At 30.8% G+C, this 12,604-nt stretch carries 13 protein-coding genes and 1 tRNA gene; 2 read left to right on the top strand and 12 right to left on the bottom strand.

The window, feature by feature from the left end; all coding sequences use genetic code 11:
• Positions 1–94: 94 nt before the first annotated feature.
• The 5 genes from nagA to ACMOUI_RS05830 form a co-directional block, all read right to left on the bottom strand.
• On the bottom strand, positions 95–1,234 hold the full coding sequence (nagA, locus tag ACMOUI_RS05850) for an N-acetylglucosamine-6-phosphate deacetylase (protein WP_418964796.1): 1,140 nt from the start codon (positions 1,232–1,234) through the stop codon (positions 95–97).
• Positions 1,235–1,249: 15 nt separating this feature from the next.
• The gene (gene nagB / locus ACMOUI_RS05845; RefSeq protein WP_418964795.1) at positions 1,250–2,080 is read right to left on the bottom strand and encodes a glucosamine-6-phosphate deaminase; all 831 of its coding nucleotides are present in this window, start codon (positions 2,078–2,080) and stop codon (positions 1,250–1,252) included.
• Between the two features lie 118 nt (positions 2,081–2,198).
• Entirely contained in the window at positions 2,199–3,056 is an 858-nt protein-coding gene (locus tag ACMOUI_RS05840) for a MurR/RpiR family transcriptional regulator (protein ID WP_418964794.1), read from the bottom strand.
• A gap of 23 nt (positions 3,057–3,079) precedes the next feature.
• Positions 3,080–3,985, bottom strand: coding sequence for a TIGR01212 family radical SAM protein (locus ACMOUI_RS05835; RefSeq protein ID WP_418964793.1), 906 nt, complete (start codon positions 3,983–3,985; stop codon positions 3,080–3,082).
• Complete coding sequence (locus tag ACMOUI_RS05830) at positions 3,969–4,613, bottom strand: epoxyqueuosine reductase QueH (protein ID WP_418964792.1); 645 nt, start codon at positions 4,611–4,613, stop codon at positions 3,969–3,971. Before ACMOUI_RS05830 ends, ACMOUI_RS05835 begins: the two co-directional genes overlap by 17 nt.
• A 104-nt stretch (positions 4,614–4,717) precedes the next feature.
• Between ACMOUI_RS05830 and ACMOUI_RS05825 the strand changes: the two genes are divergently transcribed.
• Positions 4,718–5,275 carry a DJ-1 family glyoxalase III gene (locus ACMOUI_RS05825; RefSeq protein ID WP_418964791.1) on the top strand — a complete coding sequence of 186 codons (558 nt, stop codon included), beginning with the start codon at positions 4,718–4,720 and terminating at the stop codon, positions 5,273–5,275.
• A 61-nt stretch (positions 5,276–5,336) separates the two neighbouring features.
• Here the strand turns inward: ACMOUI_RS05825 and ACMOUI_RS05820 are convergent, their stop codons facing one another.
• The 7 genes from ACMOUI_RS05820 to ACMOUI_RS05790 all read right to left on the bottom strand — a co-directional run bounded on the left by ACMOUI_RS05820 (position 5,337) and on the right by ACMOUI_RS05790 (position 11,457).
• Positions 5,337–6,056: an SIMPL domain-containing protein gene (locus ACMOUI_RS05820; RefSeq protein WP_418964790.1), complete on the bottom strand. Its 720-nt coding sequence runs from the start codon at positions 6,054–6,056 to the stop codon at positions 5,337–5,339.
• Between the two features lie 31 nt (positions 6,057–6,087).
• A complete protein-coding gene (locus ACMOUI_RS05815; protein ID WP_418964789.1) occupies positions 6,088–7,296 on the bottom strand; it encodes a radical SAM protein in 1,209 nt (402 codons plus the stop codon).
• A gap of 84 nt (positions 7,297–7,380) precedes the next feature.
• Entirely contained in the window at positions 7,381–8,970 is a 1,590-nt protein-coding gene (locus tag ACMOUI_RS05810; RefSeq protein WP_418964788.1) for an FAD-dependent protein, read from the bottom strand.
• A 73-nt stretch (positions 8,971–9,043) separates the two neighbouring features.
• Positions 9,044–9,316 carry an HU family DNA-binding protein gene (locus ACMOUI_RS05805; RefSeq protein WP_023050698.1) on the bottom strand — a complete coding sequence of 91 codons (273 nt, stop codon included), beginning with the start codon at positions 9,314–9,316 and terminating at the stop codon, positions 9,044–9,046.
• A 152-nt stretch (positions 9,317–9,468) separates the two neighbouring features.
• Positions 9,469–9,554, bottom strand: a tRNA-Ser gene (locus ACMOUI_RS05800).
• 72 nt (positions 9,555–9,626) lie between these two features.
• On the bottom strand, positions 9,627–10,208 hold the full coding sequence (locus tag ACMOUI_RS05795) for an HD domain-containing protein (protein WP_418964787.1): 582 nt from the start codon (positions 10,206–10,208) through the stop codon (positions 9,627–9,629).
• Positions 10,209–10,242: 34 nt separating this feature from the next.
• Positions 10,243–11,457, bottom strand: coding sequence for a DEAD/DEAH box helicase (locus ACMOUI_RS05790; RefSeq protein ID WP_418964786.1), 1,215 nt, complete (start codon positions 11,455–11,457; stop codon positions 10,243–10,245).
• Positions 11,458–11,627: 170 nt separating this feature from the next.
• Between ACMOUI_RS05790 and ACMOUI_RS05785 the strand changes: the two genes are divergently transcribed.
• Entirely contained in the window at positions 11,628–12,581 is a 954-nt protein-coding gene (locus tag ACMOUI_RS05785) for a carbohydrate kinase family protein (RefSeq protein ID WP_418964785.1), read from the top strand.
• Positions 12,582–12,604 lie beyond the last annotated feature (23 nt).

Here is a 12,604-nt window from a genome sequence, read left to right as displayed (position 1 = left end):
TTATAATAGTATATCACTTTATTCGACAAAAATTATTTTTTCTTTTTTATAATTTATATAAAAAGAGGGGTAGAAAATTCTACCCCATACAAAACTATACTAACTCTCCCTTTGCAATAACTTTTTTAAGTCTTAAATGTTTATCTAAAAATACGATATCTGCAAAATATCCAGGTTGTAACTTTCCATACTCATTGTCTATGTTTACAGCCTTAGCTGGATATAAAGTCGCCATTCTTACAGCTTCTTCTAAAGTTATATCACAGTATTTTACCAAGTTTCTAACTCCTGCGTCCATAGTTAAAGCTGAACCTCCTAAAGTTCCATCCTCTCCAAAGCACTTTCCATCTTTATAAAAAACTTTATTTCCTTCAAAATAGAAATACTCCATATCTGTTCCAACTGGTGCAACTGCGTCAGTAACTAAGTACAGTCTTTCTCCCATAATTTTAATAGCTGATTTTATAGCTGAATAGTGACAGTGGAATCCATCTGCTATTACTCCAGCTTTAATATCACTATCAAATACAGCTCCTACAACTCCAGGCTCTCTATGATTGAAAGATGACATTCCATTATACAGGTGAGTTGCAAGAGTTATTCCGAAACCTTCTTTTTCTTTCACTTGCTCATAAGTGGCGTTAGAATGACCTACTGCCACATGAATTCCAGCTGCGTTTAGTTTCGAAATTATGTTTTTATCAGTATTTTCTGGAGCTAATGTAACTATTCTTACATTCTCTTTTCCAGCTTCAATCATTTTATCAATCATATCCGAATCAGCTTTTCTTATAAATTTAGGATTGTGAATCCCTTTTTTCTGTAAAGAGATATATGGTCCCTCAATGTGAAGTCCAACAACTCCATACATTCCTTTATTCTCAATACCTTTAACTAATTCAATAGCTTTTTGAATATTTTCATCCCCTGTTGTTATAAGAGTTGGAGTGAAAGATGTACATCCATATTTTAGATTAGTTTTATGCATTGTTTCTAAAGTTTTTAAAGAGATATCATCATTGAATAGAACTCCTCCACAACCATTAAGTTGTAAATCAATAAATCCTGGAGTTACATATCCGTTTTCAGCATCAATAGTTTCAATATTCCCATATATAGATGTTAATTCATCTTGAGATACAATATCCACTATTCTCTCTCCATCTATAACTAAAACTTTTCCAGTATAAAATTTATTTCCTATAAATAACTCTCCATTAATAATAGCTTTCATTATTAGTTCATCTCCCTATTTTCCACAACTTTTATATAACTCTTCTATTAATAAATCTGTATCTAAATTATTTTTTTCAATATCTTTAAAATATCTATAAGTTCCAACTTTTAGCTCTATACAAGCCGCTTCATCAGAAACTATAATCCCCTTTGGATGTAATTGAAGTGCACTGATAGTCCACATATGATTTACACCTTGCTCTACTGCATGGTGTAATGCTCTTGCTTTATTATGCCCATTAACCATTATTAAAACTTCTTTTGCATCAAGAATAGTTCCAACTCCAACAGTTAGTGATAATTTAGGAACTCTATCAATATCTCCACCAAAGAATCTAGCATTAGCTATAATTGTATCCATAGTTAACTCTTTATCTCTAGTTCTTGAACTTAATGATGACCCTGGCTCATTGAAAGCGATATGTCCATCTGGTCCAATACCTCCTAAGAAAAGATCAATACCTCCTACAGCTTTAATTTTAGCCTCATAGTCTTCACACTCTTTTTTATAGTCAGTTGCTAATCCATTTAATATATTTATATTTTCCTCTTTCATATCTATATGTTTGAAGAAGTTCTCATACATATAGTAGTGGTAACTTTGATCATTTGCTGGAGATAACCCAACATACTCGTCCATATTAAATGTAACTACATTTTCAAAAGATAAGATACCATCCTTATGAAATTGAATTAATCTTTTATACATAGCTAAAGGTGTTCCCCCAGTAGGTAACCCTAAAACAAATGGCTTCTCTGCAGTAGGCTTTGCAGCTAATATTTTTTTTGCAACATAAACCGCTGCCCAATCCCCAATATTTTTCTCAGTTATAATCACTCTCATTAAAAATCACTCCCTTGAATTATTTACACATTCTACAATAAAGTTACCATTTATTTTTAGAAATGTCAATCTTTTTAGAAACTTTTTTTCTTAAAAGTTTTAATAAAATGAATTATATTTACATTTTGTATTTTTTTACACTTTCAACAGCATCTCCAATAAACTTATCTGCTCTCTCTCTATCTCTTTGAATTAGCTTTACATACAGTATATCAATAACCGTTAGTTGAGCCATTCGTGAGGAAAGAGATGTGGATCTTAAATTACTTTTTTCAACTATTGTACTTAAAGATATATTTCCAATATCTTTTATTGGGTTAGTTGCAAATTTAGTTAATGTTATAACCATCACACCTTTCTCTTTAAACTCTAAAATAGTTTGATATATATCCAATGTCTGCCCACTATATGATATTACAAAGACAACATCCCCTTTTTTCGCAGTGGAAGCATTTGTCAATTGAATATGTTGATCAGTTTCAAATATAACATTCTTACCTAGTTCCCAAAGTTTATATTGAAAATCTCTTGCTATTATACCTGAAAATCCAGCTCCTAAAAGGAAGATTCTATCGGCTTTTTCAATAGCTTCAATAGCCTTTTCTATCTCTTGAAAATTTAAAACCTTATATGTATCTTCAACACTTTTAATATTTTCATAAACTACCTTTTTAGCGAGTACCTCAGTATCATCATCTACACTGATTTCATCATATATTATTTGTATCTCTTTTTCATTATTTTTCATAGCTAAATCTCCAGCTAAGGCTATCTTAAATTCTGGAAACCCTTTAAATCCAAGTTTTTTAGCAAATCTTACAACTGATGCTTGACTTACATCACATTTTACAGCTAAATCATATGTATTTAAAACTTTTATCTCATCTATATTCTCCAATAGATAGTGAGATATCTTTTTTTCATTCTTAGTAAAACTTTCTTGAAATTCCTTCAGTTTTATAAGTGTTCCACCCATACTATCATCCCTCCAATATATATTTATACACTCTCTCTTTTCTTAAGCTCTTTTTCAATCTCATTTAAAACTTTTCTTTTATTCAAGCTCCACTTAGGTTCTATAACCTCATCTTTTTTTCCATCCCCTGTCACTCTATGAACAACCATTTTATCAGGTAGAAATTTTAATATAGTAACTACTATATCAACATATTCATCTAAAGTAAAGATTTTAAATTTTTTGTCCTCATATAATTTTTCAAGTGGAGTTCCTTTTATGATATGTAGGGAATGTATTTTTATTCCCCAAGCACCAGATTCAGCGATACACTTAGCTGTATTTAAGATATCCTTCCTCTCCTCACCAGGTAATCCTACAATCATATGTGTAACAAATTTTATATTATTATCACTTAATTTTTTTGATGTTTTCAGATATGTAGACAGTGGATAACCTCTATTTATAATTTTAGCTACCTTATCATCAATAGTCTGAAGTCCCAACTCTATCCAAAAGAAATATTTTTCATTGATCTCTTTTAAAAGGTCTAAAACATCATCCTCTATACAATCTGGTCTAGTTCCTATTGCCAATCCCAAAACCTTAGGATGATTTAATGCCTCATAGTATATCTCTCTTAAATAATTTACATCTCCATAGGTATTTGTAAAATTTTGAAAATATGCTATTACTTTTTTATCTTTAATCTTATCTTTTAAAAATTCTAATTGCTCATCTATCTGCTCAGTGATAGTTTTTTTTCTATTTCCAGTAAACTCTCCACTTCCAGAATCACTACAAAATATACATCCTCCATGTGCAACTTTTCCATCTCTATTTGGACAGGTGAATCCACCATCTAAAGATACTTTAAATACTTTATCTTTAAACTCATCTTTAAAAAAATCATTTAAAGAATAAAATCTTCTATTATTGTGTTTCTCCATCTTCTCTTTCCTTCTCCCTCTCCATTCTCTCAAGTTTTGAGTATATACACCCACAGTAATCCTGTCTGTATAGGTTGTGTTCTTTTGATAAATTTACACTTCTTAAATATCTACTTTTCTTTTTAAAATCTCCTCTTAAAAATTTTACACCATATCTCTCTTCAAGTTCAATTCCAATTTCATTGATCCATTGAGCATTTTTTAAAGGACTAATACTCAAAACAGTGGTGAAATACTCGTATCCAAGTTCTTTTGCTTTTTGTGCAGTAGCTTCCATTCTAAGTTTATAACATCTATAACATCTAGCTCCGCCCTCTCTCTCCTTTTCAAACCCTTTAATTTTTTCTATAAAATCTTTACCTGGACTATATTCTCCCTCAATTATAGTCATTCCAAATTCCATAGCCTCATTAAAAGTGTATTGCTCCTCCAGTCTTGTGATATATTCCTCTTTTTCTGTAATATTTGGATTATAAAAGTATATATCTATGGTTAAATATGTTTTTAAATACTCAAGTATAGCACAACTACAAGGTGCACAACATGAGTGTATTAAAAGTTTTTTTTCACTATTAAGCCCTATTTTATCTAGTTCTTTTTGCATTTCTAACTCATAATTTATTTTCATATCATCATTCCTTTTTTCACATATATTATGATTATATCATATAACCTAGAGTTTTTTTAATGTTTCTGATATAATTAAGTTAATTATTTTTCGGAGGTGTTTTTATGAACAAGAAAATTTTTGTTATGTTAACTAATGGATTTGAACTGATTGAAGCAATGGCACCAGTGGATGTTTTAAGAAGAGCGGGACTAAATGTAGTTACTGTATCTACTTTAGAAAACACTTTAGAAGTTGAATCAGCACAGAAAGTAAAAGTTATTGCTGATGCAAATATTTCTGATATTGATGCAGGAGAGGGAGTTATGGTTATTATCCCTGGAGGATTCCCTGGTTATATTGGTCTAAGAAGTGATTCTAGAGTAGTTGAAATTGTTAAGGAATACTTAAATGATAACAAAAAGTTCGTTGGAGCTATTTGTGGAGGACCAACAACTTTAGGAGTGAATGGATTGATTGGTGATTATAAATTTACATGCCATACATCTGTAAAAGAGGAGATGGGAAGTGAAAACTATATGCATTTAGATGTAGTTATTGATAGAAACTTAATCACTTCACCAGGAGCTGGAAAAGCAGTTGAGTTTGGATTTGCATTAGCCAAAGTTTTTGTAACTGAAGATACATTAACTAAAGTAAAAAAAGGTATGGAACTACTTTAATTCATAGGTCAAAGAAAAAGGAGATTGAAATTTCAATCTCCTTTTTATATATAGCTACACATTAATCAACTAGATAGTATTCAATTGTACTAACCACTCTTACATTTTTAATCTGTGGATTGTGTTGATCCCTATTTGTTATAGTAAACTGCCCTTGATTTGCAGATTTTATCTTTCCTAAAGAGCTATTTGAGTCTTTAGCAAATTTTTCAGCAACCTCTCTGGCATTTTTAGTTGCCATCTCTATCATTTCAGGTTTTAAATCATTAAGTTTTGTGTATATATAGTCAGTTGTTGTTCCATATTGATTGGAACTACCTAAAGCTATATTCTCCTTAACAAGCTCACCTATTTTATTAGTTAATGTATATATTTTATCAACTTTTGATGAGTAAACTGTAATAGTTTGAGTTGCTACATATCTAAAAGCTGCCACATTATTGTCATATTGATATAGCATTTTATCTTCAATTGTTGGAGCTGAAACAGTAATTTCATCACTATCGATACCATTTTCTTTTAAGAATTCAATTATTCTTCCATTATCTCTTTCTAAATTAGAGTAGATTTCTGAAAGTTCATTTCCTGCAACTTTAAAATCAATTGGCCATAAAACTATATCTGCCATAACCTCTTTTTCAGCTAACCCTTTAACAGTTACAACTCTATCCATAGTTTTTGCTTTTAAAAAACTCTCTCCTAAAGTGTAACCTAGAATCCAAAGACCAAGAAAAATAAAAACTCCTAAAATTCCATAACTCGTATTTAACCTATTTCTCATATAATCCTCCTAATTGAAAAATTATTTTATGCTACTCCTCTTCTTCCTCATCCTCTTCAAGGAAGAAATCTTCATACATCTCATCCTCATCATCCACTATAAGAAAATCAATCTCATCTAAACAGTTCTCCAACTTTAAGTTTTCTGGTAATTCTGTCTCTTCAATAAATTTGAAATTTTCATCCTCTAAAACAGCTAAGAATAGATGTGGTAAAAATCTATCAAACTCACTTACATATGTTGTAAATCCAAAAGGTTGTCCCTGCTTTGAATTTTTATTTAGCTCTCTTGAATATTTTGTATGATTTGAACAATCGTGAACAACTATTGGCCAATTCTCTTCACAAGCCTGTTTCATAAGTTTAAATGTAATCTCTCTTGACCAAAGCGGAGATATATATCCTCTTCTAGCCATATACATTCTCTCTCCAACATAGTTGTTTATATTGTCCTCTCCAAAATGAAGTTCAGCACAGTTTATAAAGTCTATACCTGTTCCAAGTATCTTTTCCTTTTTCTTTTGGAACTCATCATAAAATTCTGGGGTCATAGGAGTTTCAATTCCTACCATAGGGATATACTCTTTAGCTATTGCCATATTCTCAATGACCTTATCGCTACATTTTACAGCTCCTAAATTGAATCTTAACTCATTTAAACCAGCTTCTCCTAATTTTTGTAGATTTTCTCTAGTACATAGAGAACCATTTGTATACATATGCTGATAAATACCAGCTTCACTTAGTTTTTTAATAATACCATAGTATTTTTCAATCTCTAAAAATGGCTCTAGGTAAACATAAGCTATTCCACTTGGTTTTTTCTGTATAGATAATAATAGGTCTATATCCTCTTCATAATAAAGAGTTTCTCCAATCTCCCACATACCATCTGGAATGGGCTCTTGGCTATCAATGTTATCATGATAGTAGCAGAATTTACACAGTAGATTGCATTGATGAGTTTTTCTTATTCCTCCAAGTCCATCTCCAAATAAGCAAGAGATACACCCTTTAGGGAATTTTTGTTGATCTCCAACAAAAAATGTTCTACCCTTTAAATTTTTTAAATCAGCTATCTCATCTTTCATCTCCTGATGTTTTTTATTAACAGATAGCTCTATCTGTCTGAGAGTTGAGTCTATAATTGGGCTAAATCTTTTATACACCTCTGTTTTATCCCCAGAAAGTGATGATAAATGACTAAACCACTCTAAAGCATCTTTTTTTGATATTTTCATTATTATTCTCCAATTCTAAAATTAAAATTTAATCTATCTTTAATTATATACCTTTTAAGTAAAGATTACAATATATATTCTTTACTACCCTATAGTTGTAAATGCTAAGTCCACTATTTTAAATCCATCAATAGCGGCACTTATAATTCCACCTGCATATCCAGCTCCTTCTCCAATTGGGTAAAGACCTTTTGTATTTATAGATTCTCCAAACTCGTTTCTTGTAACTTTTACTGGAGCTGAAGTTCTAGTTTCTGGTCCAATTAGATTAGCGTGTGCACTGATAAAATTTCTCTGTGTTTTTTCCCAATACCCCATAGCCATCTTCATATTTTTAGATATTACCTCTGGGAAAAGGTTATTCAAATCGTAACTTTTTAACTCCATCTCATAACTTGATTCTATCTTTCTATTTGTAGTCCTATCTTTTAAGAAATCAAGTGTATTTTGGTATAGCGCTCCATAGTTACCGATTATATCATAAGTCTTTTTTTCTAATTGATCTTGATACTCCATTCCAGAGAATAGTTCATCACCAAACTCATTAGCCTTTACTCCAACAACTAGGGCTGAGTTTGAAAACTTTCCATCTCTTTGAGAGTAACTCATTCCATTAACTAAAGTTCCTCCCTCTTGAGAAGCAGCATTTACAATAACTCCACCAGGACACATACAGAAAGAGAATATTCCTCTCTCCTCCTCTCTGTTATTATAAGTTAAGCTATAAGTAGCAGCTTCTAAATTTGGATGGTTTGCCATTTTCCCATATTGCATAGAATCAATATCAACTCTAGGGTGCTCTATTCTTGCACCTATAGCAAAAGGTTTATTCTCCATAAACACGCCTTTTTTATGTAACATTCTATAGGTATCTCTTGATGAGTGTCCTATAGCTAAGATTACGTGATTAAATAAAACTGTTTCCTCTATCTCAATTTTAGATTTTACATTTTGAATTTTAATCCCCTTAACTTCACCATTTAAAATAATGATATCTTTTATAAGGGTATTAAAGTGAAACTCTCCACCTAATTGTATAATTTTTTCTCTTAAATTTTTTACAACTATTTTTAATACGTCAGTTCCAACATGTGGCTTATAATCCCAAAGTATCTGTTCCTGAGCTCCATTGGCAACTAACTCTAAAAATATTTTATTCATATATCCACTTTTAACTCTTGTATTTAGCTTTCCATCTGAATAGGTACCAGCTCCCCCCTCTCCAAATTGAATATTTGAATTTGGATTGAGCATACTAAATCTTATAAACTCATCTATAGTTTTATCTCTGTCATCCACTTTTTCTCCACGTTCATAAACTATTGGTTTAATTCCTAGCTCACAAAGTCTAAGAGCTGCAAAAAGTCCTGCAGGTCCAGCTCCAATGACAGCAACTCTCTCTATACCACCTTTAGGTTTATAAGTGGGTTCTTCACTCTCTTTAGCTAAATTAACATTTGTTAATAATGAAACATCTATATCTTTTTTTAATTCCACCTCAATGTTGTAAACAAACTTTATATCACTTTTTTTTCTGCTATCTATTGATCTTTTTGAATATTCAATTTTTCCTATATTATCAGCTTTTATTCCTCTTTTAATTATCTCTTTTTTTAGTTCAAGGTTTTGATCTTTTTCAATAGAAACATTAATATTGTTTATAACGACTTTCACTTCACACCTCTTTTTAAATAAAAAAGCTTCGAACGATATTCTTCAAAAGAATTGTATTCGAAGCATTTTGTAATTATACTATTTTTTCCTCTAAAGTCTTTCCAACTCTAAATTTAACAACTTTTTTCTCTTTTAACTTCATTTTCTTACCTGTTTGTGGGTTTCTTACGTGTCTGGCTGCTCTAGTAACTACTTCAAATTTTCCCCAACCGATAAATGATACTGGTTCACCCTCAACTAGCTTTTGTTCAACTAAATCTAAAAATAACTTAACTGCCTTCTCTGCATCTTTTTTAGTGTATTCACCTGTTTTTGCAAATAAATCGATAAACTCTTTTTTAGTCATTGTTACCCTCCTTGAACTATTATAGAATATAGTATACAAGAAACCAAAAACTTGAAAACCCTTTATTTATGGTATCTTTAAACCGATTATACTCAGTAAACCCTTAAATGTCAATACTTTATGAAGATTTTTTTGTTTTTTTATTAAATTTATGGCGATAGAGGTGGGACTTGAACCCACGAAGCTTACGCTCTACACGCGTTCCAGGCGTGCTCCTTAGCCACTCGGTCACTCTACCTTTTCCAACAATTGGTACTTTTTTATGATATCATATGAAGAGAGAAAAATCAACACCCTTACCATTAATTTTTTATTTTATAATTCCTCTCTCCTGATATTTTTTAAATTCAGGAAGCATAACCTTTTCATATAGTTCAGGAACATATATCTTTATAACCTCTGCTCTTTCCAATACCCTTTCCATTGGAGCACTAAATTTTTTCCAAGTATGACCATCAGAAGTTAAATTCTGCATAAATCCTTGATATCTATCACATACATTTGCAAACTTAGCTTCATTACTTTCACACTCTTCAAACTCTAACCAAAGATTTAAAAACTCCTCTTTTTGATCATCTGGTAGGAGAGAGAATAGTTTAACAGCAGCTTTTATCTCCTCCTCTTTTTTATCAGGTCTCACATTTCCAAAAGCTGGAGTATCACCAGCATATATTTCAACTAAGTCATGAATTAAAATCATCTTTAAAGATTTCTCTAAATTCACCTCTCCTTGAAAATACTCCTTTATTGTTAGAGCTACTAAAGCCATATGCCAACTATGCTCTGCGTCATTTTCCTCTCTTTTTCCATTTACAACAAGTGACTGTCTAAAAATATCCTTCACTTTATCAATTTCAAATAAAAATGCCATCTGTTTTTGAATTCTTTCCATTTTTCGAATATACCCCTTCTTTTAGTTTCTTTTTTTATCTTCTGTAACGCTTTTTTTGCTCCTCTATATTTTTTGTCCTTGCGTTTATTTTCTTATTATACTTTTTCTTAGGTAGTTCTAGTGCTGACATAACCCCTTGGTTAAATTCTACTTCCATTTGAGGAATTGAAAAACCAATTGTATTTTCAATCTCTTTTAGCATATCTTCATTTCTATCTGTTACAAAAAGATATGATTCACCCTTTTCTCCAGCTCTTCCAGTTCTTCCAATTCTATGGATATAACTTTCAACATCCTCTGTTATATCATAGTTAAATATATGAGTTACTCCTGTTATATCCACTCCTCTTGCAGCAACATCTGTTGCAACTAAAAATTGAAACTCTACATCTTTAAATGCTTTCATGATTTTCTCTCTTTTTGCCTGTGGAATATCACTGTGTAATTTTTGGCAAGAGTATCCTCTAGATGATAATTCCTCCTCTAAACTATCCACTCTAACTTTAGTTCTACAGAAAATAATTCCCATAAATGGATTTGTATTATTTAATAGTGAGCATAATGTATCTAACTTTCTTCTATCTGTTGTTTTTATAAGATGTTGATTTATATTGGCTAATTTATTTTCATCACTTTCAATTACAATATTTAGGGGTTCTTTAGTTATTCTATAGGCTATTTTTTTTACTGTAGAATCTATTGTTGCTGAGAAACATAGAGTTTGTCTTCTTTTATTACAACTCTCTATTATCTTATCAATCTCATTTCTAAATCCCATCATAAGTATTTGATCCACTTCATCTAAAACCAATGTTTTTATTTTAGATAGATCAATAGCTTTTCTTTCCACTAAATCAACCAGTCTTCCAGAAGTACCTATAACAATATCCACTCCAGTTTTTAAAGTTTCTATCTGCCCTGCAATCTCTCTTCCCCCATAGGCTAACATTATTTTTCTATCATCATAGTTTATCTTATTGCACTCCTCTGCAATCTGTATAGCTAGCTCTCTAGTTGGAGTTATGATTAGGCTTTGAGGAGATTTTACACTTCCACTTAAATTTTGTATGATTGGAATTATAAAAGCTAAAGTTTTTCCACTTCCTGTTGCAGCTTGAGCTATTACATCCTTTCCATTTAAAATTTGAGGAATCCCCTCTTTTTGTATATCAGTTGGCTCTTTTATTCCCATTTTATTTAAAAGTTCAACTATTTTTTTATTGATATTTAATTTATTAAAACTATTCACTTATTCTCCTTTAATCTTAACTTTTTATTTAATTGTTTATTATAACATTTATTCACTAAAAAAGAAATAAATAAAGAGAAGTTTAATTGTACAATTTTAATCTTTGACTTTTGTAAAAAATCTGTTAAAATATATTTATTTATTTTTTTAATGTTTAGGAGGAATTTGTAATGCAAGATTGTCTAAGCGGACAAAAGTATATACTAGTTTTTGGAGCTTCTGTTGTTGATATGTTTGGTTTTTGCAACTCATCATATAAGGCCTGCGATTCTATCCCAGGTAAAATAAAGATATCTTTTGGAGGAGTTTCAAGAAATATAGCTGAAAATATGGCTAGAGTTGGAGTTAAAACTAAATTCATATCTATTATAGGAGATGATGAGATTGGACGTTCAATGTTAACTCACTCTTTAAAAATTGGATATGATATGAGAAACTCTTTAGTTTTAGAGGGAAGAAGTACACCAACTTATATGGCAGTTTTAGATGAGAGTGGTGAAATGGTTTCAGCAGTGGCAGATCTAGATAGTATTAGTGCTATGACAACTGATTTTATAGACTCAAAAGCACCTATGATAGAAAACTCTGCATTTACATTCTTAGATGCTGATGACCCTATTAACTTAGAATATCTATTAACTAAGTTTCAAGGTAAAACAAACTTTATATTAGACCCTATCTCTTCAACAAAAGCTGAAAAGGTTAAGCATCTTATAAAATATTTCCATACAATAAAGCCAAATAGAGTTGAGGCAGAGGTATTATCTGGAATTAAAATCAACACTAGAGAGGATTTAGAAAAAGTTGGAAATCACTTTTTATCTTTAGGAATAAAAAATGTATTTATAAGTTTAGATGCTGATGGAATCTATTACACTAATGGAAAAGAAAGTGGAACTCTAAAAGCTACAGGAGTTACTGTTAAGAATGTAACTGGAGCTGGAGATTCATTTGTTGCAGGATTAGGATTCGGTTATATGAATGACCTTCCTATAAAGGAAACTGTCAAGTTCGCTATGGCGATGTCTATTGTTACAATATCTCATGAAGAAACTATTCACCCTGAGATGGGACATAATTTAATTCAAGAGATAATAACAAAAACAAATTGGATTGAAAATTAAAAAATGGACTACTAGTAGTCCAT

Source organism: Cetobacterium sp., from assembly GCF_048470075.1.
In the GTDB taxonomy this organism is placed as follows: domain Bacteria; phylum Fusobacteriota; class Fusobacteriia; order Fusobacteriales; family Fusobacteriaceae; genus Cetobacterium_A.
The sequence above is the reverse complement of the archived record's forward strand: the minus strand, read 5'-3'. Positions and strand labels throughout refer to the sequence as shown.

Coding starts and splice junctions, on each gene's coding strand:
- nagA (WP_418964796.1), bottom strand. CDS start 1,234: ATGAAAGCTATTATTAATGGAGAGTTATTTATAGGAAATAAATTTTAT.
- ACMOUI_RS05795 (WP_418964787.1), bottom strand. CDS start 10,208: ATGGAAAGAATTCAAAAACAGATGGCATTTTTATTTGAAATTGATAAA.
- ACMOUI_RS05815 (WP_418964789.1), bottom strand. CDS start 7,296: ATGAAAATATCAAAAAAAGATGCTTTAGAGTGGTTTAGTCATTTATCA.
- ACMOUI_RS05820 (WP_418964790.1), bottom strand. CDS start 6,056: ATGAGAAATAGGTTAAATACGAGTTATGGAATTTTAGGAGTTTTTATT.
- ACMOUI_RS05840 (WP_418964794.1), bottom strand. CDS start 3,056: ATGGGTGGAACACTTATAAAACTGAAGGAATTTCAAGAAAGTTTTACT.
- ACMOUI_RS05835 (WP_418964793.1), bottom strand. CDS start 3,985: ATGGAGAAACACAATAATAGAAGATTTTATTCTTTAAATGATTTTTTT.
- nagB (WP_418964795.1), bottom strand. CDS start 2,080: ATGAGAGTGATTATAACTGAGAAAAATATTGGGGATTGGGCAGCGGTT.
- ACMOUI_RS05830 (WP_418964792.1), bottom strand. CDS start 4,613: ATGAAAATAAATTATGAGTTAGAAATGCAAAAAGAACTAGATAAAATA.
- ACMOUI_RS05825 (WP_418964791.1), top strand. CDS start 4,718: ATGAACAAGAAAATTTTTGTTATGTTAACTAATGGATTTGAACTGATT.
- ACMOUI_RS05805 (WP_023050698.1), bottom strand. CDS start 9,316: ATGACTAAAAAAGAGTTTATCGATTTATTTGCAAAAACAGGTGAATAC.
- ACMOUI_RS05785 (WP_418964785.1), top strand. CDS start 11,628: ATGCAAGATTGTCTAAGCGGACAAAAGTATATACTAGTTTTTGGAGCT.